Annotated in this window: 23 protein-coding genes; 16 read left to right on the top strand and 7 right to left on the bottom strand. The window is 65.8% G+C overall.

Annotated elements, in window-relative coordinates; translation table 11 throughout:
* Positions 1–195: 195 nt before the first annotated feature.
* Positions 196–936 carry a uroporphyrinogen-III synthase gene (locus J2R76_RS28255; RefSeq protein WP_253626099.1) on the bottom strand — a complete coding sequence of 247 codons (741 nt, stop codon included), beginning with the start codon at positions 934–936 and terminating at the stop codon, positions 196–198.
* Between the two features lie 174 nt (positions 937–1,110).
* On the opposite strand from J2R76_RS28255, the gene tsaD reads away from it, so the two are divergent.
* The 4 genes from tsaD to J2R76_RS28235 all read left to right on the top strand — a co-directional run bounded on the left by tsaD (position 1,111) and on the right by J2R76_RS28235 (position 5,161).
* Positions 1,111–2,184, top strand: coding sequence for a tRNA (adenosine(37)-N6)-threonylcarbamoyltransferase complex transferase subunit TsaD (gene tsaD, locus J2R76_RS28250; protein WP_057021325.1), 1,074 nt, complete (start codon positions 1,111–1,113; stop codon positions 2,182–2,184).
* A gap of 188 nt (positions 2,185–2,372) precedes the next feature.
* Positions 2,373–3,350, top strand: coding sequence for an NAD(P)H-dependent glycerol-3-phosphate dehydrogenase (locus J2R76_RS28245; RefSeq protein WP_253625245.1), 978 nt, complete (start codon positions 2,373–2,375; stop codon positions 3,348–3,350).
* A 117-nt stretch (positions 3,351–3,467) separates the two neighbouring features.
* Positions 3,468–4,580, top strand: a complete 1,113-nt coding sequence (locus tag J2R76_RS28240) for an alpha/beta hydrolase (RefSeq protein ID WP_253625244.1) — start codon at positions 3,468–3,470, stop codon at positions 4,578–4,580.
* Positions 4,581–4,747: 167 nt separating this feature from the next.
* Positions 4,748–5,161, top strand: a complete 414-nt coding sequence (locus J2R76_RS28235; protein ID WP_057021328.1) for an EVE domain-containing protein — start codon at positions 4,748–4,750, stop codon at positions 5,159–5,161.
* 61 nt (positions 5,162–5,222) lie between these two features.
* Here the strand turns inward: J2R76_RS28235 and J2R76_RS28230 are convergent, their stop codons facing one another.
* Positions 5,223–6,401: a DNA topoisomerase IB gene (locus J2R76_RS28230; RefSeq protein WP_253625243.1), complete on the bottom strand. Its 1,179-nt coding sequence runs from the start codon at positions 6,399–6,401 to the stop codon at positions 5,223–5,225.
* Between the two features lie 771 nt (positions 6,402–7,172).
* Here J2R76_RS28230 and acs point away from each other — a divergent pair.
* Together acs and J2R76_RS28220 are read left to right on the top strand one after the other, a co-directional pair.
* Positions 7,173–9,125: an acetate--CoA ligase gene (gene acs / locus J2R76_RS28225; protein ID WP_057021358.1), complete on the top strand. Its 1,953-nt coding sequence runs from the start codon at positions 7,173–7,175 to the stop codon at positions 9,123–9,125.
* A 337-nt stretch (positions 9,126–9,462) separates the two neighbouring features.
* Positions 9,463–9,990 carry a L,D-transpeptidase gene (locus J2R76_RS28220; RefSeq protein ID WP_028342054.1) on the top strand — a complete coding sequence of 176 codons (528 nt, stop codon included), beginning with the start codon at positions 9,463–9,465 and terminating at the stop codon, positions 9,988–9,990.
* Between the two features lie 79 nt (positions 9,991–10,069).
* Here J2R76_RS28220 and J2R76_RS28215 read toward each other — a convergent pair whose 3' ends face one another.
* Together J2R76_RS28215 and J2R76_RS28210 are read right to left on the bottom strand one after the other, a co-directional pair.
* Entirely contained in the window at positions 10,070–10,666 is a 597-nt protein-coding gene (locus J2R76_RS28215) for a thermonuclease family protein (RefSeq protein ID WP_210262897.1), read from the bottom strand.
* A gap of 40 nt (positions 10,667–10,706) precedes the next feature.
* Positions 10,707–10,934 carry a DUF1674 domain-containing protein gene (locus J2R76_RS28210; protein WP_057021331.1) on the bottom strand — a complete coding sequence of 76 codons (228 nt, stop codon included), beginning with the start codon at positions 10,932–10,934 and terminating at the stop codon, positions 10,707–10,709.
* A 175-nt stretch (positions 10,935–11,109) separates the two neighbouring features.
* Here J2R76_RS28210 and J2R76_RS28205 point away from each other — a divergent pair, with 175 nt between their 5' ends.
* The 3 genes from J2R76_RS28205 (at position 11,110) to purH (ending at position 16,174) form a co-directional block, all read left to right on the top strand.
* Entirely contained in the window at positions 11,110–12,456 is a 1,347-nt protein-coding gene (locus J2R76_RS28205) for an RsmB/NOP family class I SAM-dependent RNA methyltransferase (RefSeq protein ID WP_253625242.1), read from the top strand.
* A gap of 141 nt (positions 12,457–12,597) precedes the next feature.
* Entirely contained in the window at positions 12,598–14,349 is a 1,752-nt protein-coding gene (locus J2R76_RS28200) for a heparinase II/III family protein (RefSeq protein ID WP_168858083.1), read from the top strand.
* Positions 14,350–14,581: 232 nt separating this feature from the next.
* On the top strand, positions 14,582–16,174 hold the full coding sequence (gene purH, locus J2R76_RS28195) for a bifunctional phosphoribosylaminoimidazolecarboxamide formyltransferase/IMP cyclohydrolase (RefSeq protein ID WP_253625241.1): 1,593 nt from the start codon (positions 14,582–14,584) through the stop codon (positions 16,172–16,174).
* A 147-nt stretch (positions 16,175–16,321) separates the two neighbouring features.
* Here the strand turns inward: purH and J2R76_RS28190 are convergent, their stop codons facing one another.
* Positions 16,322–17,701, bottom strand: a complete 1,380-nt coding sequence (locus J2R76_RS28190) for an MFS transporter (protein WP_253625240.1) — start codon at positions 17,699–17,701, stop codon at positions 16,322–16,324.
* Positions 17,702–17,827: 126 nt separating this feature from the next.
* On the opposite strand from J2R76_RS28190, the gene ggt reads away from it, so the two are divergent.
* The 3 genes from ggt (at position 17,828) to J2R76_RS28175 (ending at position 22,114) form a co-directional block, all read left to right on the top strand.
* Complete coding sequence (gene ggt, locus J2R76_RS28185; protein WP_253625239.1) at positions 17,828–19,573, top strand: gamma-glutamyltransferase; 1,746 nt, start codon at positions 17,828–17,830, stop codon at positions 19,571–19,573.
* Positions 19,574–19,703: 130 nt separating this feature from the next.
* Positions 19,704–21,002, top strand: coding sequence for an MFS transporter (locus tag J2R76_RS28180; RefSeq protein ID WP_076833613.1), 1,299 nt, complete (start codon positions 19,704–19,706; stop codon positions 21,000–21,002).
* Positions 21,003–21,238: 236 nt separating this feature from the next.
* Positions 21,239–22,114 (top strand): NAD(P)-dependent oxidoreductase, encoded by an 876-nt coding sequence (locus tag J2R76_RS28175; protein WP_076833615.1) that lies wholly within the window; start codon positions 21,239–21,241, stop codon positions 22,112–22,114.
* A gap of 1 nt (position 22,115) precedes the next feature.
* On the opposite strand, the gene J2R76_RS28170 is transcribed toward J2R76_RS28175, so the two are convergent.
* Entirely contained in the window at positions 22,116–22,451 is a 336-nt protein-coding gene (locus tag J2R76_RS28170; protein WP_057021339.1) for a GIY-YIG nuclease family protein, read from the bottom strand.
* A 102-nt stretch (positions 22,452–22,553) separates the two neighbouring features.
* Here J2R76_RS28170 and J2R76_RS28165 point away from each other — a divergent pair, with 102 nt between their 5' ends.
* On the top strand, positions 22,554–22,982 hold the full coding sequence (locus J2R76_RS28165; RefSeq protein WP_253625238.1) for a DUF1330 domain-containing protein: 429 nt from the start codon (positions 22,554–22,556) through the stop codon (positions 22,980–22,982).
* Between the two features lie 8 nt (positions 22,983–22,990).
* Here the strand turns inward: J2R76_RS28165 and J2R76_RS28160 are convergent, their stop codons facing one another.
* A complete protein-coding gene (locus tag J2R76_RS28160; protein ID WP_253625237.1) occupies positions 22,991–23,656 on the bottom strand; it encodes a glutathione S-transferase family protein in 666 nt (221 codons plus the stop codon).
* A gap of 131 nt (positions 23,657–23,787) precedes the next feature.
* On the opposite strand from J2R76_RS28160, the gene J2R76_RS28155 reads away from it, so the two are divergent.
* The 3 genes from J2R76_RS28155 (at position 23,788) to J2R76_RS28145 (ending at position 26,553) form a co-directional block, all read left to right on the top strand.
* Positions 23,788–24,372: a DUF2239 family protein gene (locus J2R76_RS28155; RefSeq protein ID WP_253625236.1), complete on the top strand. Its 585-nt coding sequence runs from the start codon at positions 23,788–23,790 to the stop codon at positions 24,370–24,372.
* A 117-nt stretch (positions 24,373–24,489) separates the two neighbouring features.
* Complete coding sequence (locus J2R76_RS28150; protein WP_375166539.1) at positions 24,490–25,839, top strand: MATE family efflux transporter; 1,350 nt, start codon at positions 24,490–24,492, stop codon at positions 25,837–25,839.
* A 108-nt stretch (positions 25,840–25,947) separates the two neighbouring features.
* Positions 25,948–26,553, top strand: coding sequence for a 2-hydroxychromene-2-carboxylate isomerase (locus J2R76_RS28145; RefSeq protein WP_057021342.1), 606 nt, complete (start codon positions 25,948–25,950; stop codon positions 26,551–26,553).
* The last annotated feature ends 12 nt before the right edge of the window (positions 26,554–26,565 follow it).

Genomic DNA, 26,565 nt, shown 5'->3' with positions numbered 1-26,565 from the left:
CTACTGGCCGCATACTGTAGAGCATGATGCGATCCGATTGAATTGGATCATGCTCTTATCCTTTTGTTTGGTCGCGTTTTCTTAACGCGAACCGGTCCCCACTTCGCTTGAAAACGCTCGCCAGAATCGGCCCAGGTTCTTAGAGCACGATCCGAATAACCGAGCATTGCCTAACATCATGGTCAGACGAAAGAATTATTCCGGTCTCGGTCGCAGGGTGCGGCTGAGCGCCTCCAGCAGGGCATTTTCGTCCGGCCGCGCCGCCACCACCACCTTGGTCGCGCCGGCGTCATGGAGCACCGCGGCGACGGCCGCCGAGATGCAGCATTGCGGCAAGGCGAGCGCCGAAATCTCGATCCCGTCGGCGCGCACGGTGTCCAGAAAGGCCCGCGCGCTGCGGCGGGAATAATGCAGCACCGCGGTGATCCGGTTCGCCATGAAGGCGTCGCTGACCTCCCTCGGGAAGCCGGCCACCGGCGCCATCCGGTAGGTGGTGTGGGTGACGACGCTGAGCCCGCGCTCGCCGAGCTCGCCGGCGAGATCGCGCGACAGGTCGGCGCCGGCGAGATAGAGCAGCGCCGCAGACGCCGGCAGTTCGCCGGCGTCGACCCGTGCGAGCACGAGCTTGCGCAGCGAGACCGCATCGCCCTTCGCCACGATCACCTTGTCGAAGCCGGCGGCGCGCGCCGCATCGGCGGTGTGTACCCCGACCGCAAACAGCGGCAGCCGCAACAAGCGGCTGGTCGCGAGATCGACCGCACGCAGCGCATTGGCGCTGGTCAGGATGACGGCATCATAATCCGCATCGTCGTCGCCGCGGAACGGCAACGGCTCGAAGCGCAGCACCGGCGCCGACAGGGCGTCAAAGCCGCGCTGGCGCAGCGTCGCGAGCGTCGCGTCATTATCCGGATGCGGTCGTGTGACAAGGATTGTCAGGGTTTCAGGCCTCCAGCCGTATAAATTGGACGTTGGCGACCGATTGCACTTTAAGACCTCGCAATGCTACCCCGGAGCGGACATTTTGATGAGCATCATCTTGCCGGAAACCGGTTCCGGCCTGTCCGGATCATGCTCGTAGCACAAGGACCGAAATTGGGACACGAACCGCCGATGCTGGTGCTGGGGATCGAGACCACCTGCGATGAGACCGCGGCCGCCGTGGTCGAGCGCCAGGCTGACGGGCAGGCGAAAATCCTCTCCAACGTCGTGCGCTCGCAGACCGACGAGCACGCCCGCTTCGGCGGCGTGGTGCCGGAGATCGCGGCGCGCGCCCATGTCGACCTGCTCGACGGCATCGTCGCCACTGCAATGAAGGAGGCCGGCGTCGGCTACGGACAATTGTCGGCGGTCGCGGCAGCCGCGGGCCCCGGCCTGATCGGCGGCGTGATCGTCGGCCTCACCACCGCGAAGGCGATCGCGATGGTGCACGATACGCCGCTTATCGCGGTGAACCATCTCGAGGCGCACGCGCTGACGCCGCGGCTGACCTGCGCACTGGCGTTTCCCTATTGCCTGTTCCTGGCCTCGGGCGGACACACCCAGATTGTCGCCGTGGTCGGCGTCGGTGAATATGTGCGGCTCGGCACCACGGTCGACGACGCGATGGGCGAGGCGTTCGACAAGGTGGCGAAGATGCTGTCGCTGCCCTATCCCGGCGGACCGGAGGTCGAGCGCGCGGCCGCCGGCGGCGACCCGACGCGGTTTGGCTTTCCACGTCCGATGCTCGGCCGCGCCGATGCGAATTTCTCGCTGTCGGGACTGAAGACGGCGGTGCGCAATGCAGCCAGCCGGCTGGAGCCGCTCGAGCCGCAGGACGTCAGCGATCTCTGCGCGAGTTTCCAGGCCGCGGTGCTGGAATCGACCGCGGACCGCCTGAGCGTCGGCCTAAAGCTGTTTCAGGAGCGGTTCGGCACGCCGCGCGCGCTGGTCGCGGCCGGGGGCGTCGCCGCCAACCATGCGATTCGAAGCGCGCTGCAGGAGGTCGCGGCGAAGGCGCAGACCACGCTGATCATCCCGCCGCCGGCGCTCTGCACCGACAATGGCGCGATGATCGCCTGGGCCGGCGCCGAGCGGATGGCACTTGGCCTCACCGACACGATGGAGGCGCCGCCGCGCGCGCGCTGGCTGCTCGACGCCAACGCCAAGGCGCCGGCCGGCCACGCCAACAGCCGCGCCGGATATTGAACAATGTACGACGGGGCGCGCATCAGGCACCGTCGCACGTCGCCCCGCTTGCGGGGAGAGGTCGGATTGCGCAGCAATCCGGGTGAGGGGGTACAGGTCTCAACACTCGGCTCGCTCGCGGATAAAGCCCCTCACCCCAACCCTCTCCCCGCAAGAGCGGGGAGAGGGAGCGAAGACAGGCCCGCCTGATGCCGGCGCATATGTCAGTGAGCGTGATCGGAGCCGGCGCCTGGGGCACGGCATTGGCCGATGTCGCGGCGCGCGCCGGGCGCAAGGTGACGCTGTTTGCGCGCAATGCCGAGCATGCCGCGCAGATCCAGGCGACGCGGGTCAATCCGCGGCTGGCTGGTGTCCAGCTTCATCCCGGCATCGCTGTGACGTCGGATATCGCCGTCGCGGCACTCGCCGACATCATCCTGGCCGTGACACCGGCGCAGCATCTGCGCGCGGCGGTCGGGCATCTTGCGCCGCATCTCAAACCCGACACGCCTGTCATCGCCTGCGCCAAGGGCATCGAGCACGGCACGCATAAATTCATGACCGAGGTGATCGCGGAAGCCGCGCCGCGCGCGGTCCCCGCGATCCTGTCGGGGCCGAGCTTTGCCGACGACGTCGCGCGCGGACTGCCCACCGCCGTAACGCTGGCCACCAGGGACGAAGCGCTGGCACGCGCGCTCGTCCAGGCGCTCGGCTCGGCGACCTTCCGGCCCTATCACACCACCGATGTGCGCGGCGTCGAGATCGGCGGCGCGGCCAAGAACGTGCTGGCGATCGCCGCCGGCATCGTGGTCGGCAAGAATCTCGGCGCCTCCGCGCTCGCAGCGCTGACCACGCGCGGCTTCAGCGAGCTCGCGCGCTTGGGCCGCGCCTGCGGCGCCCGCGCCGAGACGCTCGCCGGCCTGTCGGGATTGGGCGATCTGCTGCTGAGTTGCTCGACCGCGCAATCGCGCAATTTCGCACTCGGCCTCGCGCTCGGCCGCGGCGAAGCCGAGCCGATCGGCAAGCTCGCCGAAGGCGCGTTCACCGCGCCGGTGCTGTGCGAGCTCGCCGCCGCGCAGAAGGTCGACATGCCGGTGTCAAACGCGGTCGCCGCGATCCTGGGCGACCGGCTGACCATTGACGCAGCGATCGAAGGCCTGCTGACGCGGCCGTTCAAGGCGGAGTAACGCACGTCACGGTCGCGCGTGGCGGAGCTTCACCATCCGCGCACATCGTAATAGCGTGGCGGCGAACCGTCGGATCCCGGTCCAACAAATCGAAAAACGGATCCCAAGGGAAAACCCATGCGTCAACCGCATCGCGCCATCCTTTCGATCAGCCTCGCCGTCGCATTCACCGCCTCATCCGCCATAGCCCACGCCCAAACGGCCACGACCTACGACGACCTTGCCAAGAGCGAGGCCGCCGCCAATGCGGACAACGGCAAGCGGGTCGCGCCGCTCAAATCGATCGGCAATCCAACCGCCGACGTGTCTGCCGAGATGCAGGCAATGATCGGCGCGCCCTATCCGCCGCATTTCAATGCCGACCCCAAAACCCCGGCGGAATGGAAGGAGTTGATCGATCGCCGCGCCAAGCTTCTGATCGCGGGTATTCCGGCGCTGAAGGCGAAGCTCGGCGTCAAGGTCGAGGAAACCAAGCTTGCCGGCGTGCACTGCTACATCGTCACCCCGAACAAGATCGCGCTCGAGAACAGGCGACGCCTGCTGATCCACGTCCATGGCGGTGGTTACGTGTTCGGTCCCGGCGAAGCCGCGCTGCCGGAAGCCATCATGATGGCGGGCTTTGGCGGCTTCAAGGTCCTCTCGGTCGACTACCGGATGCCGCCGGACTTCCCCTATCCGGCCGCGATGGACGACGCGATGGCGGTCTGGAAGGAAGTTCTGAAATCGCACGAACACCGCCGGCTGGCGATCTTCGGCACCTCGACGGGCGGGGCGATGACGCTTGCGATGGTGTTGCGGGCGAAGGATGAGAAGCTGCCGCTGCCCGCCGCCATCGCGCCGGGCACGCCGTGGTCCGATATCGACAGGATCGGCGACAGCTACGCGAGCAATGAATGGGTCGACAATGTGCTGGTGACCTGGGACGGCTGGCTCGGCCGCGCGGCGAAGCTTTATGCAAACGGCACCAGCCTGAAGAATCCCTACATTTCGCCGATCTATGGTGACTTCAAGGGCTTCCCGCCGACCATCCTGACATCGGGCACGCGCGATCTGTTCCTCAGCAACACGGTTCGCACGCATCGCAAATTGCGCCGCGCCGGCGTGATCGCCGATCTCAATGTCTATGAGGGGCAGTCGCACGCCCAGTACCAGTTCAACGCCGACGCGCCCGAGACGAAGGAGGCGTTCGCCGACATCGCCAAGTTCTTCGATCGATATTTGAAGCAGTAGGTGCCGCGCTTCTTGATTTGACGCGTTTTCTTCACGCGAACCGGCATCCATCCCGCATCAAGTGCGGGACAGGCTTCGCTTGAAAACGCTCTGGATCGGGTGCCCGTGCTTGTCGCGGGCATCGACGTCGCTGTAGATTGCGGCGCAATCGAACGGGGTGAGTTGCGATGAATTACTGGCTGGTGAAATCCGAACCGTCGGTCTGGTCGTGGGACCATCAGGTCGCCAAGGGCGCGAAGGGCGAAGCCTGGACCGGCGTGCGCAACTTCACGGCACGGCAGAATCTCGTCAACATGAAGAAGGGCGACAAGGCGTTCTTCTATCATTCCAACGAGGGCAAGGAGATCGTCGGCATCGCCGAAATCATCAAGGAAGCCTATCCCGACCCGACCGACAAGACCGGCAAGTTCGTCTGCGTCGACATCAAGGCCGACAAGCCGCTGAAGACGCCGGTGACGATGGCCGCGATCAAGGCGGACAAGAAGCTCGCCGACATGGCGCTGGTCAAATATTCGCGGCTTTCGGTGCAGCCGGTGACCGCGGAGGAGTGGAAATACGTCTGCAAGATGGGCGGGCTGTGATGTCTCGTCCAACTCTACTGTCGTCCCGGCGAAGGCCGGGACGACGATAGGGGATGCGGACCTACGCCCCGGCCGCCATCACCACCTGCGCCAGCAATTGCTCGCGCTTGGACTGGGTGCGGTAGCCTCCCATCGTCGCGGCGAAGCGTTCGAGGATGCCGTCCTCGAAGGCTGTGACGATGGTGTCGTGGACATAGCTCTTGCGGCAGATCGCCGGCGTGTTGGACAGCTGGTCGGCGGCGGCACGGATCGCATCCAGCACCTGGCGCTTGCGGCCGCGCTGGCTGGTGGCCGGCGTGATCCGGGACAGCGATTCCACGACGACGGCCGACGCCATCAGGGTGCGGAAATCCTTCAGCGAGATCTTGATGCCGGCGATCTCGCGCAGGAACGCGTTCACCGCCGTGGTCGAGGCGGCCCGTACCACGCCGGAGCGGTCGTAATACTGAAACATGCGCTTGCCCGGGACGCCGCGCAGGATGCCGATCGCACGCACCAGCTTGGCCGCATCGCATTCCTTGCGCACGGCCTTGCCGCCCTTGGCCTTGAAGGTCAGCACCAGGGAGTCGTCTTCCAGCGTGACGTTGGACTTCAAGAGCGTGGTGGCGCCGCGGGTGCCGTTGAGGCGCGCATAGGATTCGTTGCCAGGCCGGATCGCGGTGCGCGCGATTAGTTCGATCACCGCCGACAGCGCGAACTCGCGCGTCGGCTCGTCGCCGGACAGAAACGCCGAGACCTTGCGCCGGATCTTCGGCAGCGCGGCCACCAGCTTGGCCAGGCGATGCGCCTTGCGCTGCTCGCGAACCTTCTCCCAGTCGGCGTGATAGCGATATTGCAGCCGGCCCGCGGCATCGCGGCCGACCGCCTGCAGATGCGTATTCGGATCGCTGGAATAGCGCACCTGGCGATAGGCCGGCGGGACCGCCATCGCGTGCAGCCGGCGGATGGTGCGCGCATCGCGGACCCGCGAGCCATTGGCACGGACGAATGAATAGGTCTTGCCGCGCTTGATGCGGCGGATGGTCAATTCGTTCTGGTCGCCGAGCCGCAGGCCCAGATCGCGCGCCAGTTCTTCAACCGTCGTTCTAATGGCAGCCGGCGCGTCGAGCTTGAGTTTTGCCGGCGGCTGCAGCCTGCCCCGCGGCGGCTTGGTCGGCCACTGGCCCAGTGCCTTTGCCAAGGCGACAGCGGGATCGGCGGAAACGGGCCGCACAGCCGCGATATTCTGCTGATCCATCATTACTCTCGCAAGACGCCTTGTTCCGCTGTTCTCCCGGTAATGCCGTTGCTTCGGGCTTCGTTCCGGTGGGCCGTCTGGCCTCGGAAACGCGATTTAGGGCGTCGGGGCCGACATTGCGAGTCGCGAATCAGTTATTGACTGTATTAAATTACCTTTCATGGGTGCCATTCGCCCGCTAACGTTGATTTTGGGCTGCCCGGGATCGGACAAAATGACGCGAGCGCGGTGCCGGAAACCGGCGTTTGAACGCCCGGAGGTCCACCGCGGTCCCCCAGATCAGGTCAGCGACCTTGCCCTTTCGCGCGCCGCTCTCGCCGGGGCGCGGCTCGAGCTCGGCAGCCACGGGACGGTCCAACCGCTGGCCGCAATCAAGGATTATGCGGTCACGAACGTGTTGACGCAGCTCATCGCGGCGGCGTCCGACAATTCGTTCAATTGTACCTGAAGCCGTCCATCAAATTCAGCGTCAGCGCATCGTCATCGCACGCGGCACTGCTGCGGTGACGGCGAACGCGCAGAGAACGATACCACTACGACCAAGAGACCAGTGACCCCGAGCAAGCGATGGCGCATAGGTTTCTCTCGTCGATGCGTTGCGGTAAGCCGTCTTGTCACAAGTGGAAGCCGGCGGACTATCCGACGGCTTCCACGCGACGAAAGTGACAGTCCTTTTTCCTTGCCGGGCCGGAATGCGGCAACGCATAATCGCGGCAATGATCAAGACGGCTTGCCGTCGCGTCGTGCGCGATCGGCAATGAGTGGAGGAAAATGATGTCCGAGAAGATCTATGACGTGTCGGCCGACTGGGCCAAGCGCGCCTATATCGATGACGCCAAATATCGCGAGATGTACGCGCACTCGGTCAAGGACCCGAACGGCTTCTGGGCCGAGCACGGCAAGCGGATCGACTGGATCAAGCCCTTCACCAAGGTCGAGAACGTCTCCTTCGCACCGGGCAACATCTCGATCAAATGGTTCGAGGATGGCGTGCTGAACGTCGCCTGGAACTGCATCGACCGCCATCTCGACAAGCGCGGCGACCAGACCGCGATCATCTGGGAGGGCGACGATCCCTCCGAATCCAAGCACATCACCTACCGCCAGCTGCACGACGAAGTCTGCAAGATGGCCAACATCCTGCGCACGCGGAACGTCAAGAAGGGCGACCGCGTCACGATCTACCTGCCGATGATTCCGGAAGCGGCCTACGCCATGCTGGCCTGCGCGCGGATCGGCGCCATCCATTCGGTGGTGTTCGGCGGTTTCTCGCCGGACAGCCTCGCCCAGCGCATCAAGGACTGCGACTCGAAGGTGGTGATTACCGCCGACGAGGGCCTGCGCGGCGGCAGGAAAGTGCCGCTGAAGGCCAATGTCGATGCCGCCATCGCCAAGACCGGCGGCGTCGATTGGGTCGTGGTGGTGAAGCGCACCGGCGGCAAGATCGACATGAACCCGACCCGCGACCTCTGGTATCACGAGGCCGCTGCGATGGTGACGACGGAATGCCCGGCCGAGCATATGCACGCCGAGGATCCGCTGTTCATCCTCTACACCTCGGGCTCGACCGGAACGCCGAAGGGCGTGCTGCACACCTCGGCCGGCTACCTCGTGTTTGCGTCGATGACGCATCAATACGTGTTCGATTATCACGACGGCGACATCTATTGGTGCACCGCCGACGTCGGCTGGGTCACCGGCCACAGCTACATTCTCTACGGGCCGCTCTGTAACGGTGCGACCACGCTGATGTTCGAGGGCGTGCCGAACTATCCGGACAATTCGCGCTTCTGGAACGTGGTCGACAAGCACAAGGTCAACATCTTCTACACCGCGCCGACCGCGATCCGCGCGCTGATGCAGGGTGGCGACGAACCGGTGAAGAAGACCTCGCGCAAATCGCTGCGCCTGCTCGGCTCGGTCGGCGAGCCGATCAATCCGGAAGCCTGGGAGTGGTATTACCGCGTGGTCGGCGACGACCGCTGCCCGATCGTCGACACCTGGTGGCAGACCGAGACCGGCGGCATCCTGATCACGCCGCTGCCCGGCGCGACGAAGCTGAAGCCCGGTTCGGCGACACGGCCGTTCTTCGGCGTGGTGCCGGAGATCGTCGATGCCGACGGCAAGACGCTGGACGGCGAGACCTCGGGCAATCTCTGCCTGACCAGGTCATGGCCGGGCCAGATGCGCACGGTCTATGGCGACCATGCGCGGTTCGAGCAGACCTATTTCTCGACCTACAAGAACAAGTATTTCACCGGCGACGGCTGCCGGCGCGATGCCGACGGCTATTACTGGATCACCGGCCGCGTCGACGACGTCATCAACGTCTCCGGCCACCGCATGGGCACCGCCGAGGTCGAGAGTTCGCTGGTCGCACATGAGGCGGTGTCGGAAGCCGCCGTCGTCGGCTACCCGCACGACATCAAGGGCCAGGGAATCTACGCCTATGTCACACTGATGAAGGGCACCGAGCCGACCGAAGCGCTGCGCAAGGAGCTGGTTGCCTGGGTCCGCAAGGACATCGGGCCGATCGCCTCGCCGGACCTGATCCAGTTCGCGCCCGGCCTGCCCAAGACCCGCTCCGGCAAGATCATGCGCCGCATCCTGCGCAAGATCGCCGAGGACGAGTCGTCGAGCCTCGGCGACACCTCGACCCTGGCCGATCCGGCCGTGGTCGACGACCTCGTGCAGAACCGTCAGAACAAGAAGGGCGCGCCGGCGTAAGGCCAGCAGCAGCAAGGATCAGAAGACCAAACAAGGGCCGCGCGCGATCACCGCCGCGGCCCTTCCCGTTTCCTGCAACGGGCGCTTCACGGGATTGTCATAGGCAAGGCGCGATTGAGGCGCGTTTGTGGCCAAGTGTTGTTTCCAGGTCATTTACTTTAATCCGAACTTTTCATTCTCTCCGGCCATCAGGACGTGTCTCGCGGCCGGTGTGAAACCACCCGGTTAACACACGCAGTTAATGTTGCGTGCGTGAGACCGGCAGGCCCGGTTTTTCAAGGGCTCTGCATTTCGTTTTTGGCTTCCTTGCGGGAGCTGTTGGGAAGTGGAGAGGTTGATGTCGATGAAGTTTGCGGTGGCGCTGGCTGCCACAGCTGCTGTTACCCTTGGTGCTGTTGTCTTGACGTCGCAGGCGGCCGAAGCCCGGCCGGAAATGGTGGGAATACACGCCGACAACTATGAGCCAGGCACCATCGTGGTGAAGACCAACGAACGGCGGCTCTACCTCATTCTCGATTCCGGCCACGCGATGCGTTACCCGGTCGGTGTCGGCAAGTCCGGCAAGCAGTGGGCCGGCACCACGAAGATCGACGGCAAATATCGCAACCCAGCCTGGTCGCCGCCCGCCGAGGTCAAGCGCGACAAGCCCAGCATCCCGAACGTGATCGCCGGCGGCTCGCCGCATAACCCGATGGGCGTCGCTGCGATGACGCTGGCCGGCGGTGAATATGCGATCCACGGCACCAACGTGCCGGGCTCGGTCGGCGGTTTCGTCTCCTACGGCTGCATCCGCATGCTCAACACCGACATCACCGACCTCTATTCGCGCGTCGAGATTGGCACGACGGTCGTCGTCACCCGCTGATCAGGCACAGCGCCTCGTCCAAAGCAAGGCCGCGCAGATGCGCGGCTTTTGTTTGCCCAGCCTGGTTTGACGCTGTCGCCTAGCGCGCGAAATATCCGCACCAGCCGAACCGGTGCCCGCCATTGTAGGCCCGCGCATGACCGGCCGCGAGCAGTGCGGCCGAGACGTTGTCGGTCTTCCTGGTCGCGACGTCGGCGACGACGCGTCCCTGATATTTGTCGGGACCGACATTGTAGATCGCGACATCGCCCTGGCCGAGCAGATCGCGCAGCGCCACCGTCGCCGCTTGCGCCATCTGCAGTTCGCGCGCACACGACGCCTTCAGCTCCGGCGCATCGATGCCGCGCAGCCGGACTCGCGTGTACAGATCCGGGCCCGGCGAGAAATGCACCCGCGCCTCGAACGTGTCGCCGTCGATCGTCCTGATCACATCAACGTTGTGCCTGATGTCGGGCGCGCCGGCCCGCTGCCAGATCACGTCGGTGTCGCGCGACCTGCCGAGCGACCAATGCGGCGGCAGATGCACCCATTGTCGGATCGGCAGCGTGCTGCCGACGGCAATGCCGAGCACGAACACCCATGGCAGCGCCGCCGAGACGCGGCGGCCCCAAGGTGATCTTCGGAAGGGCGGACGTCCCGTCCCACGATAAGCATTTATTCTTTCGTATGGGGACATTTTCCCAGACTGGCGCGAGTCGAGCCGTCAGGCAAGGCTCTCAGAAGTCCGAGGCGATGCCCTTGGTCTCCCAATCGCCGTAACGCGTCGGTTCCGGCCCCTTCGGACCCTGGAACTCCTTCGGCCGCGCCGCCGCGTTCTGCGCGGCCGCCTCCTCGGCAGCCCTGCGCCGCGCCGCGGCCTCGGCGAGCGCGCGTTGCGCGGCTGGCGTCAGCGGCTTGCGCGGCGCGGCCTCCAGCGGCGATGACAACGGCGATTTATCAGACATGGCAAAACTTTCTGCCTGCGGATTCCGTATCTCTGTACTGGCTCAGTGACGACATCACGATCACGAAATCCCGCAAGGCGATTCTTACATTTGGCATATTCGCATGCCAGAGGTGGTATGGAGTTGATGGGCATGAGCCGAATGTAACTCAGCACCTTCGAGATATCTCCGCTTCATGCCTCCTTCAAGATTTGCAGTACCTGCCGAAGTCCCCGGTCTCGCGGCTCGCCGCATCGCGGCCGACATCCTCGATGGCGTGCTGCACAAGCACCGCTCGCTCGACGACCAGCTCGACGGCGCCGGCGCGCATCCCGGCCTGAAATCGCTCGCCGATCGCGACCGTGCGCTGATGCGCCGGCTGGTGTCGACCATCTTGCGCAAGCTCGGCACGCTCGGCCATCTGCTGTCGCGCCTGCTCGATCGCGGCATCCCGACCGATGCGCCGCGCGCGCAGAGCGCGCTCCTGATCGGCGCGGCACAGATTCTCTGGATGGACGTGCCCGACCATGCCGCGGTCGATCTCTCGGTGCGGCTGGTGCAGTCCGACCGGCGCGCCGCGAAATATGCCGGGCTCGTCAACGCCGTGCTGCGGCGCTGCGCGCGCGAGGGCCAGGGCCTGATCGACGAGATCAGCATGCAGACCCTGGACCTGCCGCCATGGATGCTGGCGCGCTGGAACGCGCATTACGGCGAAGCTACCGCGCGCGACATGGCGCTTGCGCTCGGCCACGAGCCGTCGCTCGATCTGACGGTGAAGTCGGACGCGGCGCAATGGGCGGCCCGCCTGCACGGCGAGACGCTGCCGACGGGAACCGTGCGCACGCTGCTGCAGGGTTCCGTCACGATGCTGCCCGGCTTTGCCGAAGGACAGTGGTGGGTGCAGGACGCCGCCGCCGCGCTGCCGGTGCGGCTGTTCGGCGACATCAAGGACAAGGCGGTCGCGGATCTCTGCGCCGCGCCCGGCGGCAAGACCGCCCAGCTCGCGCTGGCCGGCGCGCACGTCACCGCGGTCGACCGCTCGCCGGCGCGCGTGGCGCGGCTGCGCGACAATCTCACGCGTCTGGCCTTGCAGGCCGAGACCGTCGTTGCCGACGCCGCCGAATGGCCCGCCGAGGCCGCAAGCTTCGACGGTATCCTGGTCGATGCGCCCTGCAGCTCGACGGGAACCATCCGCCGCCACCCCGACGTCGCCTGGCTGCGGCAGGAAGGCGACATCGCCGCGCTGTCGGCGCTGCAGAAGCGGCTGCTGCAAAAAGCCGCCAATCTGCTGAAGCCCGGCGGCACGCTGGTCTACTGCACCTGCTCGCTGGAGCCGGAGGAAGGCGAGCACGCGATCGCCGCGCTGCTGGCGAGCGAATCAGGCCTGCGCCGTGCGCCGGTCGAGACAAGCGAGGTCGCCGGCCTCGACGACATCATCACCGCCGACGGCGATCTGCGCACTTTGCCGAGCCATTTGCCCAATGCCGACCCGCGGCTCGGCGGGCTGGATGGATTTTACGCGGCCCGGCTGGTTAAATCCTGATTTTAAACTTCAGTCCTCTAAGCTCGAAGTGATTCGTGCGGTATCAAGAGGGTGCCTGGGCAAGTTTCTTGGCAGGTGTCTTGGCCGCGTTTCCGGACTAAATAAGGATTCGTTGAAAATTCCCTCCCCGCAAGGTTAGGCGTGTCGGTCGCTCAAAGCAGACGCATCTCGACGCTGATTGCTGGCCGCTTTGCCCGCAGCATGCTCGCACGCGCCAGCGGGAGCACGGTTGCGCTGTCGCGGCTCTGGCCCGGCCGCACCGACCGGCTGGTCATCGCCCCGCACGATCTGCGGACCGCCGACGCCACCCGCGCGGCCGAGATCTATGCCGGACGATTCGTCTTCGCCGGCAAGATCGTCACCTGCCACGGCCGCTCGATCTTCGATCTCGAGCCACCGTCGGAGGATTGGGAAGCCGCCCTGCTCGGCTTTGGCTGGCTGCGCCACCTGCGCGCCGCCGACACCGCGCTGACCCGCGCCAACGCCCGTTCGCTGGTCGACGACTGGATCTCCAACCAGGCGCGCAAGCGGCCGCTGGAGCGCCGCGCCGATGTGCGCGCGCGGCGGGTGATCTCGCTGCTGTCGCAGGCTCCATTGGTGCTCGGCGACACCGACGGAAAATTCTACCGCAAATATCTGCGCGGGCTGGCGCGCGAGATCCGCTATCTGCGCCACGCGACGCTCGACAATGACGGCGTTCCGCGCCTGCAGGTGCTGATCGCGTTGTGCTACGCCTCGCTCTGTCTCGCCAACCAGGCGCGCAACATCAAATCGGCGACGCGCAAGCTGTCCGACGAATTGCAGCGCCAGATCCTGCCCGATGGCGGCCACATCTCGCGCAATCCCGGCGCGCTGGTCGAGCTGCTTAGCGATCTCTTGCCGCTGCGGCAGACCTTTGCCGCACGGAATATCGCGCCGCCGCCGGCGCTGCTCAACGCCATCGACCGCATGATGCCGATGCTGCGCTTCTTCCGGCACGGCGACGGCAGCTTCGCGCTGTTCAACGGCATGAGCACCGCACCGTCCGATCTCGTCGCGACGCTGCTCGCCTATGACGACACCCGCGGCGTGCCGATGGCGAGCATGCCGCACACCGGCTTTCAGCGGCTCGATGCCGGCAACACCGCTTTGATCATCGATACCGGCCCGCCGCCGCCGGCAAGCGTCAGCCAGGACGCGCATGCCGGCTGCCTGTCGTTCGAGCTCTCCTCCGGGGTGAGCCGCATCGTCGTCAATTGCGGCATGCCGAGCACAGGCCGCGACAATTGGCGGCCGTTCGCGCGCTCCACCGCGGCGCATTCGACGCTGACGTATCGCGACGCCTCGTCATGCCAGTTCGTCGAGCTGTCGGCGATGAAGCGGCTGCTCCGCGGCGCGCCCATCACCAGCGGTCCGAGCAATGTCGAGAGCTACCGCGAAGCCGTTCCCGACGGCGACGTGCTCACCGCCTCGCATGACGGCTATCTCTCGCGCTTCGGCGTGATCCACCGCCGTGTGCTGATGGTCTCGCAGGACGGCACGCGGCTGGAGGGCGAAGATTCGCTGTCGCCGGCGCCGGGCGGCCGCATCAAGGGCAGCGAGGCCGATTTCGCGCTGCGCTTCCATTTGCATCCCTCGGTGAAGGCGAGCCGGCTGTCGGATGCCCGCGGCGTGATGCTGGTGCTGCCCAACCGCGACGTCTGGACCTTCGAGGCGATGGACGACAAGGTCGATCTCGAGGACAGCGTGTTCCTGGCCGGCAATGACGGCCCGCGCCGCACCTCCCAGATCGTGATCCGGCAGGACGCGAGGCAGGCCGGCACCATCCGCTGGAGCTTCGTGCGCTCCTCGACCTCGGCCTCCGCCACCACCGCGCGCCGCAACGCCCGCCGCGAGCCGGAACTGCCGCTGTAGGACGGGTGAGTCCTCCGACCCGTCATCCTGAGGAGCCGCGAAGCGGCGTCTCGAAGGATGCACGGCCCCGCCGGTGGCCGTCGACCCTTCGAGACGCGCTGCGCGCTCCTCAGGGTGACGGGGAAAGAATACCGAACCACCCTCAATTTGCGGGGAATCAGGCGCATGTACCGGTTTCGTACGGCACAAAACCATGCTACCCGGCTGCCTTAACAGCCAGGGATTTTCCGATATGACCGAGCAGCTTCGCCGCGTGACCCGCGCTCTGTTGTCCGTTTCCGACAAGACCGGACTGATCGATTTCGCCAAGGCGCTGGCCGACCATGGCGTCGAGCTGGTCTCGACCGGCGGCACCGCCAAGGCGATCGCGGCGGCCGGGCTGAAGGTCAAGGACGTCTCCGAGCTCACCGGTTTTCCGGAGATGATGGATGGCCGGGTCAAGACGCTGCACCCGAAGGTGCATGGCGGCCTGCTCGCGATCCGCGACAACAAGGAACACACCGCGGCGATGGCTTCGCACGGCATCGCGCCGATCGACCTCTTGGTCGTCAACCTCTATCCGTTCGAGGCCACCGTCGACAAAGGCGCCGGCTTCGAGGAGTGCATCGAGAACATCGACATCGGCGGTCCCGCGATGATCCGCGCCGCGGCCAAGAACCATGACGACGTCGCCGTGGTGGTCGAGGCGAACGACTATTCTGCCGTGCTCGACGAGCTCGCCGCGCACAAGGGCGCGACCTCGCTTCAGTTGCGCCGGCGGCTCGCCGCCAAGGCCTATGCGCGCACGGCGGCCTATGACGCCGCGATCTCGAACTGGTTTGCCGTACAGCTCGACACCAAGGCGCCGGACTTCCGCGCCTTTGGCGGCAAGCTGATCCAGTCGCTGCGCTATGGCGAGAACCCGCACCAGACCGCGGCGTTCTATGCCACGCCGGAGAAGCGGCCGGGCGTCGCGACCGCGCGCCAGGTGCAGGGCAAGGAACTGTCCTACAACAACATCAACGACACCGACGCGGCCTATGAATGCGTCGGCGAGTTCGACCCGCAGCGCACCGCGGCCTGCGTCATCGTCAAGCACGCCAATCCCTGCGGCGTCGCCGAGGGCCCCGATCTCGCCACCGCCTATGCCCGCGCGCTCGCCTGCGACTCCACCTCGGCCTATGGCGGCATCATCGCGGTCAATCGCACGCTCGATGCGGATGCCGCGCGCGCCATCATCGGCATCTTCACCGAGGTGATCATCGCGCCCGACGCAACCGAGGAGGCGATCTCGATCATCGCCGGCCGGCGCAATCTGCGCCTGCTGCTCGCCGGCGGCCTGCCGAACGCGCGCGCGGTCGGCCTCACCGCCAAGACCGTCGCCGGCGGCCTCTTGGTGCAGAGCCGCGACAATGCCGTGGTCGAGGACATGAACCTGAAGGTCGCGACCAAGCGTGCGCCGACCGACGCCGAGCTGCGCGATCTCAAATTCGCGTTCCGCGTCGCCAAGCACGTGAAATCGAACACCATCATCTACGCCAAGGATCTCGCCACCGTCGGCATCGGCGCCGGCCAGATGAGCCGGGTCGATTCGGCACGGATCGCCGCGCGCAAGGCGCTGGACGCGGCCGCCGAGCTGAAGCTCGCCGAGCCCCTGACCAAGGGTTCGGTGGTCGCCTCCGACGCCTTCTTCCCGTTCGCCGACGGCATGCTCGCCTGCATCGAGGCCGGCGCCACCGCGGTGATCCAGCCCGGCGGCTCGATGCGCGACGACGAGGTGATCAAGGCCGCCGACGAGCACGGCATCGCCATGGTGTTCACCGGCGTGCGGCATTTCCGGCACTAGAGCAACCTGTCGTCCCTGCGAAAGCAGGGACCCATAACCACAAGCGTGTCTTGTTGGAACGAGCTGAGGCTCCAGCGCCGCGCAACACGAGCAGCGGTGGTTATGGGTCCCGGCTCGCGCTTCGCTTGGCCGGGACGACAGTGTTTATTATTCCCGCACCTTCGCCAATAGCGCCAGTCCCGCGACGAAGAACGCCACCAGCACCGCCATGCCGGCCTTCTGGCTCGCGGTCGCCGCGGTGATCGCGCCGATCAGGAGCGGGCCGATGAACGACGTCACCTTGCCGGTAAGCGCGAACAAACCAAAATACTGCGCGATGCGATCCTTCGGCGCGAGGCGGATCAGGAGCGAGCGCGAGGCGGCCTGCAGCGGCGCACCGGTGGCGCCGATCAGGCAGCCCAGCACGATGTAGGCGCGCTCGGCGGCGCCCGCGAACAACGGACCGCCAGGCACCGGCGGCACGACCTGGATGAACAGGATGGAATCCTTGTTCACGGTGAGGATCACGACGATCGCAAACAGCAGGATCAGCAGGCTGGCCGTGATCACGCGCTTCGGTCCGAATGCATCATCGAGCTTGCCACCGATCCAGCCGCCGAACGTGCCGGCCACCGCGAGGATGATGCCGAAGGTACCGATCCGGATCGTGTCCCAGCCGAACGTGCCTGCGGCATAGATGCCGCCGAACGCAAACAGCGAGACCAGCCCGTCGGTGTAGATCATGTTCGCCAGCAGGAAGCGCGCCAGTGACTTCTGCTTCGGCAGGCTCGACAACGATTGCCTGAGCTCGCGCAGGCCTTCGCCGAGCGCCGCGCGCATCGGGCGCTTCGTCGGATAGTCCGGCGTGAACAGGAACATCGGCGTCACGAAGATGATGAACCACAACCCGGTCAGCGGACCGGTGATGCGGTCGCCTTCATGCATGGCGGGATCGAGACCGAACAGCGGCGTGAAGCCGAACAGCGTGCGGCCGGTCTCGGCATTGGCGGCAAGAAAGCCGAGCACGAGAACAAGACTCAGGATGCCCCCGACATAGCCGGTGGCCCAGCCGGTGCCCGACAGTCGCCCGATCCTGTCGGGCGGCACCAGGGTTGGCATCATCGCATTGTTGAACACGGTCGCGAACTCCACGCCGACGCTCGCAATCGCATAGGCGAGCAGCAGCGCCGGGATGATGTCGGGATTGCCGGGCTTGCCGATCCACATCGCGCTGGCGCCAATCACGAGCAGCGCACCGAAGCCCGCGATCCACGGCTTGCGCCGGCCGCTGGCATCGGCGATTGCCCCCAGCACCGGGGACAGCAGCGCGATCGCAAGTCCCGCGGCTGCGGTGGCAAAGCCCCAGAGCGCCTGCCCGCTCGCGGCATCAGGCGCGACGAAGCTCGCGAAATAGGGCGCGAACACGAAGGTCGTGATCAGCGTGAAATATGGCTGCGCAGCCCAGTCGAAGAAGATCCAGCTGATGACGGCAGCGCGGCCAGGATAAACCTTGGTGGTGGCCTTCGCGTCACCGGCGCCCGTCTGCATTGTTGCCGTCATCGCGAAAGATATTCCCCAACTCGAACCACAGGCAGGCTTTTGCCGCTCCAATCCGCTCCCATATAGCATGGGCCGGTTTGACTGATACGGCGATGAACAGGGCAGGACATTTCGATGGCGCTGACGGCAACGATGTCGCGACGGCTGTTTGCCGCTCTCCTGGTGATTGGTATCGCGACGCCTGCCCTCGGCCAGGTCCAGCGCCGCTTCTATGAACCTTCAGCCGCGGACACGATTCGCAGCATTCACGCCGAAAACGGCATGGTGGTGGCGCAGGAGAAGCTGGCTGCGCAAGTTGGCGCCGACATCCTGCGACAGGGCGGCAACGCGGTCGACGCCGCGGTCGCCACCGGCTTCGCGATGGCGGTGACCTATCCGCGCGCCGGCAATATCGGCGGCGGCGGTTTCATGGTGATCCATCTCGCCGGGCGCAATGAGGATGTCGCGATCGACTATCGCGAGACTGCGCCGCAGGCCGCTACCCGCGACATGTTCCTGAACGCCGCCGGCAAGCCCGATCCCGACAAGTCGCGCAACTCCGCGCTCGCGATCGGCGTGCCCGGCACGGTCGCGGGCCTTTCGCTGGCGCTGGAGAAATACGGCTCCGGCAAGTTCACGCTGGCGCAGATCCTCAAGCCCGCAATCGATCTCGCGGGCGACGGCTTCATCGTCACCGACGACACATCGGACACGCTGAACGACATGTATCGCCGCATGTCGCGCTGGCCGAATTCGGCCAAAACATTCTCGCACGCCGACGGCACGCCGCTGCGCGAGGGCGACCGCCTGATCCAGGGCGATCTCGCTGGCGTACTGACCGCGATAGCCGAACAAGGCCCGCGCGGCTTCTATCAAGGCGCCGTCGCCGAGAAGCTCGTCGGCGGCATCAAGAACGCCGGCGGCATCTTCACCCTCGAGGATCTGAAATCCTATCAACCGGTGATCCGCACGCCGATCCGCGGCAGCTATCGCGGCTACGACATCGTCTCGATGCCGCAGCCCTCCTCCGGCGGCGTCGTGCTGCTGGAGATACTCAACATCCTCGAAGGCTTTCCGATGTCCGACATGAAGCAGGGCTCGGCCGCCTCGCTGCATGTGATGATCGAGGCGATGAAGCGGGCCTATGCCGATCGCGCGCGCTATCTCGGCGATCCCGCCTTCGTTGACGCGCCGACGCAATTGCTGATCGACAAGGACTATGCCGCCAAACAGCGCGCCACCATCGATCTTGCCCGCGCCACGCCCTGGACCGATGTGCGCAACGCCAAGCAGCCGCACGAAGGCGACAACACCACGCATTACTCTGTCGTCGATGCCGGCGGCAACGCCGTCAGCAACACCTATACGCTGAACTTCCCGTACGGCGTCGGCCTCGTCGCCGACGGCACCGGCGTGCTGCTCAACAACGAGCTCGACGATTTCACCGCAGCGCCCGGCGCCTCCAACGCCTTCGGCCTGGTCGGCTTCGAGGCCAATCTGCCGGGACCCGGCAAGCGTCCGCTGTCGTCGATGTCGCCGACCATCGTGCTGAAGGACGGCAAGCCGGTGCTGGTGACGGGCTCGCCCGGCGGCAGCCGCATCATCTCCGCCGTGACGCAGATCATCGTCGACGTGATCGACTACAAGATGGACATCGCGGCCGCGGTCGCCGCGCCCCGCATGCACCATCAATGGCTGCCCGACGAGGTCCGGATCGAGCGCGGCTTTCCCGACGGGGTGCTGACCGAGCTGAAGGCCAAGGGCCACAAGCTGGTCGAGCCGCTCGGCTACTCCTCCGCGAACTCGATCCTCGTCACGACCAACGGTCTGCTCGGCGCGCCGGATCCGCGCACGCGCGGCTCGGAGGCCGCGGGGTACTAAAGGATGATCCGCACCTAAGGCGTGCAAACGCGGCTTTGCCCCGCCTGCAACATCGCGATAGATTGGCGGTCCGCGCACCTCCGGCCGCGGATCGCAAACAGCCGGTGAAAGATTTCTCCGGGGAACGCGCATGAGCACGGCCGAATCCAAGTCAATGGAAGTCGCAGAGATCGAGGACACCAGCCTCCTCGCCTTCTATCGCGACATGAACCTGCAGGAGCGGCGCACGTTCTGGGCCTGCGCGTCGGGCTGGACGCTCGACGGCATGGATTTCATGATCTATCCGCTGGTGATCGGCACCATCATCACGCTGTGGAAGGTTGACCCCGGCACCGCCGGCCTCGCGGGCACCGTGACATTGCTGGCCTCCGCCGTCGGCGGCTGGCTCGGCGGCTATCTGTCCGACCGCATCGGGCGGGTGAAGACGCTACAGCTCACCATCGTCTGGTTCTCGTTCTTTTCGCTGGTCTGCGCATTGGTGCAGAATTTCGATCAGCTCCTGATCGCCCGCGCGCTGCTCGGCCTCGGTTTCGGCGGCGAATGGGCGGCCGGCGCGGTGCTGATCGGCGAGGCGATCCGGCCGCAATATCGCGGACGCGCGGTCGGATCGGTGCAGTCGGGCTGGGCGGTCGGCTGGGGCCTTGCGGTGCTGGCGCAGGCGATCCTGTTCTCGGTGCTGCCGGCGGAGAACGCCTGGCGCTGGATGTTCGTGATCGGCGCGCTGCCGGCGCTGCTCGTGTTCTACCTGCGCCGCTACGTCACCGAGCCGGAAATCTCCGCCGCGACCATGGCGCAGGCGCAGGCCTCCGGCAGCGGCCCCGCCGCGTTGTGGGAGATCTTCCACGGACCGATCCTGAAGACCACGCTGCTGGCCTCCCTGGTCGGCACCGGCATGCAGGGCGGCTATTACGCCATCACCTTCTGGGTACCGCGCTTCCTCACCACCGAGCGCAAGCTTTCGGTGGTCGGCTCGACCGGCTATCTCGCGACGCTGATCATCGGCTCCTTCATCGGGTATCTCGTCGGCGCCTGGCTCGCCGACCGGATTGGCCGGCGCAACCTGTTCCTGATCTTCTCGATCGGCGCGATCGCAGTGGTGCTGCTCTACACCCAGCTGCCGCTGTCCAACGAGGTGCTGTGGGTGCTGGGCTTCCCGCTCGGCTTCTTTGCCTCGGGCTATTTCTCCGGCATGGGCGCGTTCCTGACCGAACTGTATCCGACCCGGCTGCGTGGCTCCGGCCAGGGCTTCTGCTACAATTTCGGCCGCGGCATCGGCGCGCTGTTCCCGTTCCTGGTCGGCGCGCTGTCGACCACGACCACGCTCGCCAACGCGATCGCGATCTTCGCGGTGGCGGCCTACGGCGTGTTCTTCATTGCCGCCTACGCGCTGCCGGAAACCCGCGGCCGCGTGCTGCATGCGGATGGGTAGCCTATTGAGGTTAGCGTGATGACGTTGCCGCTTGCTTCGCTTCGCCTCTCCCCTTGTGGGAGAGGTCGGATTGCATCGGCAGATGCGATCCGGGTGAGGGGTTGCGGTCTCTCCATGCAGCATGCCGTGTGGAGAGATACCCCTCACCCCAACCTTGAGAGCGAGCTTCGCTCGCCTCGGGCTCCCCCAAGGGGAGAGGGAGCCATCGTCTCGTGCGTCCCTCACAGGAGGTTCTCATGACATCGCTCAAGGGCAAGACGCTGTTCATCTCGGGCGCGAGCCGCGGCATCGGGCTGGCGATCGCGCTGCGCGCCGCGCGTGACGGCGCCAATGTCGCGATCGCGGCGAAGACCGCTGAGCCGCACCCGAAGCTGAAGGGCACGATCTACACCGCCGCCGACGAGGTCCGCGCCGCCGGCGGCAAGGCGCTGCCGGTGCTCTGCGACATCAGGGACGAGGCGCAGGTGATGGCGGCGATCGAGCAGACCGTCGCCGAGTTCGGCGGCATCGACGTCTGCGTCAACAATGCCAGCGCCATCAGCCTGACCAATTCGCAGGCGACCGACATGAAGCGGTTCGACCTGATGATGGGGATTAACACCCGCGGCACCTTCATGGTGTCGAAATACTGCATCCCGCACCTGAAGAAGGCGGAGAATCCGCACATCCTGATGCTGTCGCCGCCGCTCGACATGAAGACGAAATGGTTCGAGCACTCGACCGCCTACACGATGGCGAAGTTCGGCATGAGCATGTGCGTGCTCGGGCTCGCGGGCGAATTGAAATCGGCCGGCATTGCCGTCAACGCGCTGTGGCCGCGCACCACGATCGCGACCGCCGCGGTCGGCAATCTGCTCGGCGGCGACGCCATGATGCGCGCGAGCCGCACCCCCGAGATCATGGGCGATGCGGCCTACGCGATCATCACCCGGCCGTCGCGCGAATTCACCGGGCATTTCTGCATCGACGACAAGGTGCTCTATGCCAATGGCGTCCGCGACTTCGAGCGCTACCGCGTCGATCCCTCGGTGCCGCTGATGTCGGACTTCTTCGTGCCCGACGACGACGTGCCGCCGCCCGGCGTCACCGTGCAGCCGCTGCCGTCACACTAGGCTACACCGCGAACGCATTCAGCTCCGCGCGCCAATGCTGCACGCGCTCCTTCAGCAGCGTGTCGCGCACATAGGCGAGCTCCTCGTCCTCGATCCGCTCCAGCGTTTCGAGCGAGAGATTGTCCGCGCCATGCCCCGACCAGGCGCGCTGCAGCTCGGCGTTGCGATGACTGCCCATCCGCAGCGTGAACCAGATGCGGTTCTCGATCTTGTCGAGGTCGAGCGCCTGCCCGACCCAAACCTCGCCGGTCGCGCGGCAACGGATCGCGAACACGCCGGCGACGCTCGCGCGCTTCTTGTAGTCGGCGATGGCTTGCTTGCGGTCCTCGGTCTTCATGGTGACTCCTGTCGTTCTGCCGGGCTATTTATATCCGGGTATTATTGACAAAGCAATTATGCCCGGGTAAAAAGTGCCATCAACCTTCGATGGGACACCGACATGGACACCGCCGCCTGCTATCTCGAGCCGACCTGGAACGCCGGGCGCGACTTTGCCCAGCGCGAGATCGCGGGCGAGCTGGTGATGCTCAATTTGTTGCGCTTCCGCGTGATCGCCGACTATTCGCAAAGCCCGGAGCTCGCCCCGCCGCAGCCGATCGCGGGAGCTGCGGCCTACGACCGCTATGTCGCGCACACGCTCCCGCATCTGCGGAAGAGCGGCGGCGACATCCTGTTCATGGGTGAAGGCGGCCCGTTCCTGATCGGGCCCGAGGGCGAGCGCTGGGACCGCGCGATGCTGATCCGGCAGAAGAGCCGTGGCGCGTTCCTCGCCTTCGCGGTGGCGGAGGCCTACCTCGCCGGCATCGGACATCGCACCGCGGCGCTGGCCGATTCGCGGCTGCTGCCGCTGGTCGAGCTGCCGCGATGAGCGCGAATTTACCGGCCGACCTGGTACGGCCCGCCCTTCTCCAGCGCCCGCGCATAGGCCGGGCGGGCGTGAATGCGCTCCAGGAACGCGACACACTTGGGATGGCCGTCCTCGAGCCCGCCGCGCGCCGCGGCGGCCTCGAGCGGAAAGCTCATCTGGATGTCGGCGCCGGAAAACTCGCTGCCGGCGAACCATTCGCTCTTGCCGAGCTCGCCTTCCCAATAGGCCATGTGCTGCTTGAGCTGCGGATTGACCAGCGTGGACAGCGCCGTGTTGGATACCTTGCGCACCAAGGGCCGCAGCAGCGCCGGCGCGCGCTTCGGCATCAGCGTGAACAGGAGCTTCAGCAGCAGCGGCGTCATCGCCGAACCCTCGGCGTAGTGCAGCCAATAGGTGTAGCGCAGCCGCTCCGGCGTATCGGCCGGCGGGATGAGGCGCCCGTTGCCGTAGGTCGCGATGATGTATTCGAGGATCGCGCCGGATTCCGCGATCGTGTGGCCGTTGTTGGTGACGACGGGCGACTTGCCGAGCGGATGGATCGCGCGCAGCTCCTTCGGCGCCCGCATGTCGGGCTGCCGCTGGTAGCGCACGATCTCGTAGGGCACACCCAATTCCTCGAGCAGCCACAGTACGCGCTGCGAGCGGGAATTGTTGAGGTGATGAACCGTCAGCATGGGCATCCTCTGAAAGATCAGCGCAATCGGGCGACGTTTGGTGCCAGCGGGAAACCAGAAAGTCGAGATCCACGCGCTGCGATTGCCAAGAATTATCCGGGCAGTATGTCGCGCAATCTGAGAGGTCTACCATGAATCCTGCCTATGTCGCGTTCGAAGGCGAGCACCGCATCGGGGCCGGCGACCTCCCGGAGGTTGCGCGCGCCGCCAAGCAACACCTCGACCAACGCAAGGACGCCGCGATCCTGGTGTTCAACGGCCGCACCTCGGCGCTGGTCGATATCGATTTCCGCGGCTCGGTCGACGATGTGCTGGCGCGGCTGCCGCAGCCCGCACCTGCGCGCGACGAGGAGCCGACGCCGACCGCGCCGCGCGGCCCGGGACGTCCGAAGCTTGGCGTCGTCGCGCGCGAGATCACGCTGTTGCCACGGCATTGGGACTGGCTCGCGCAGCAGAAGGGCGGTGCATCGGTTGCGATCCGCAAGCTGGTCGACGAGGCGCGCCGCGCGAGCGGCGACAAGGATCGCACGCGCAGCGCGCAGGACGCCGCCTATCGCTTCATGACTGTCATGGCCGGCAACCGGCCGAACTATGAAGATGCGATCCGCGCGCTGTTCGCCCACGACCGGCGCCGCTTTGCGACGCTGATCGCGGACTGGCCGGCCGACATCCGCGATCACGCGATCCGGCTCGCCTATGGCGATCAAGCGGACTGACTGGTTTCGAGTGACATGGATGGCGGCCCGGCCTGCCGGCGATTCGGTTCTGATCGAACTGAACCGCAGCCCCTGGTCCGCCGCCGTCCCTGACGTCGCAATTTTTGGAAGTTGAACGTGTCCAACCCTCCCTCCCTGCGCAAAGCCTTCCTCGCCTTCCTCGCGCCGATGCTGCTCAGCAACGTGCTGCAGTCGCTGTTCGGCACCGTCAACGGCGTCTATCTCGGCCAGATGATCGGCGTCGACGCGCTCGCCGCCGTCTCGGTGTTCTTTCCGGTGATGTTCTTCTTCATTTCCTTCGTGATCGGCCTGAGCGCCGGCGCCTCGGTCATGATCGGCCAGGCCTGGGGCGCCGGCGAGCCCGACCGGGTGAAAGCGGTCGCCGGCACCACCATGACCGTGACGCTGCTGCTCGCGCTGGCGATCGCGATATCAGGCGGCCTGTTCGCGCGCCCGCTCTTGATCGCGCTCGCGACGCCATCCGACGTCCTCGACGCCGCGGCGGCTTATGCGCGGATCATGATGATCACGATGCCCATCACCTTCGCATTCCTGCTGCTGACGGCGATGATGCGCGGCGTCGGCGACACCGTGACGCCGCTGATTGCGCTGACGGTCTCGACCGCCATCGGCCTGGTGGTGACACCGGCGCTGATCCGCGGCTGGCTCGGCCTGCCGATGCTCGGCGTCGCCAGCGCTGCGGTTGCCTCCGCGGTCTCGGGCGTGGTCACGCTGCTGTGGCTGCATGTCCATATGCTGCGGCACCGCCATGCGCTGGCCTTCGACGCCGCGTTTCTGCGCGCGATGCGGCCGAACGGCGCGCTGCTGCGCATCGTGCTGCGGCTCGGCATTCCGACCGCGATCGGCATGGTGGTGGTCTCGCTCGCCGAACTGGTGCTGCTCGGCCTCGTCAACGGCTTCGGCTCGGACGCCACCGCGGCCTATGGCGCGGTTAACCAGGTGATCGGCTATGTGCAGTTTCCGGCGATCTCGATCGCGATATCGGTGTCGATCTTCGGCGCGCAGGCGATCGGCCGCGGCGATTCCGCCCGGGTCGGCGCCATCGTCCGGACCGGGATCGAGATGAATCTCGCGCTGACCGGCGGGCTGGTCGTGCTCGGCTATCTCTTCGCGCGGCCGCTGATGGGCTTCTTCATCGTCGACAATGCCGTGCTCAGGCTGGCGCAGCAGCTGTTGTACATCGTGCTGTGGAGCATGGTGCTGTTCGGCATGGCGACGGTGTTCTCGGGCGCGATGCGCGCCGGCGGCACGGTGTGGATGCCGCTGTTGCTCTCGACGCTGGCGATCGCGGTGGTCGAGGTGCCGGTCGCGATCCTGCTCAGCCGCTCCATCGGAGTCAGCGGCATCTGGATCGCCTATCCCGTCACCTTCGCAACCATGTTCGTGCTGCAGATGGCCTATTACGCCCTGGTATGGCGCAAGCAGACCATCAAGCGGCTGATTTGACATCGCGCCGCGGCTCACATGATGACTATCATATTCTACAGATGGCGCCTGCGACAGCAGGTCCATGCTAAATAAGCCCAAACTAGACAGGCCGAGGGAGAGACCGCCGTGAGCCAAAATCCGCAATTCCTGTTCGATTTCGGCAGCCCCAACGCTTTCCTCAGCCATGAAGCAATCCCGGCAATCGAAAAGCGCACCGGCGTCAAGTTCGAATATGTCCCGATCCTGCTCGGCGGCATCTTCAAGGCCACCAACAACAAGTCGCCGGCCGAGACGCTGGCGGGCGTCAGGAACAAGCCGGAGTTTCAGAAGATCGAGACCGAACGCTTTCTCAAGCGCTTCAACGTCAAGCCCTACACCTGGAACCCGTTTTTCCCGGTCAATACGCTGAACCTGATGCGCGCGGCGGTCGCCGCCCAGTTTGAGGGCGTGTTCGAGAAGTATATCGAGGCCGCCTTCCACCACATGTGGGTCGAGCCCAAGAAGATGGACGATCCTGAGGTCGCCGGTAAAGCCATCGCCTCCTCCGGCCTTGACGCCGCGAAACTGTTCGCCCGCGCACAGGACGCGGATGTGAAGGCCAAGCTGATCGAATATACCTCATCCGCCGTCGAGCGCGGCGCGTTCGGCTCGCCGACCTTTTTCGTCGGCAACGAGATCTTCTTCGGCAAGGAGCAGCTGCGCGAAGTCGAGGAAATGGTATCGGGAAAGTGAGATGAGCGAATG

This window comes from Bradyrhizobium sp. USDA 4532 (assembly GCF_024171315.1).
Classification (GTDB): domain Bacteria; phylum Pseudomonadota; class Alphaproteobacteria; order Rhizobiales; family Xanthobacteraceae; genus Bradyrhizobium; species Bradyrhizobium australafricanum.
Note: the sequence above shows the minus strand (reverse complement) of the source record. Positions and strands in the feature narration are given on the sequence as shown.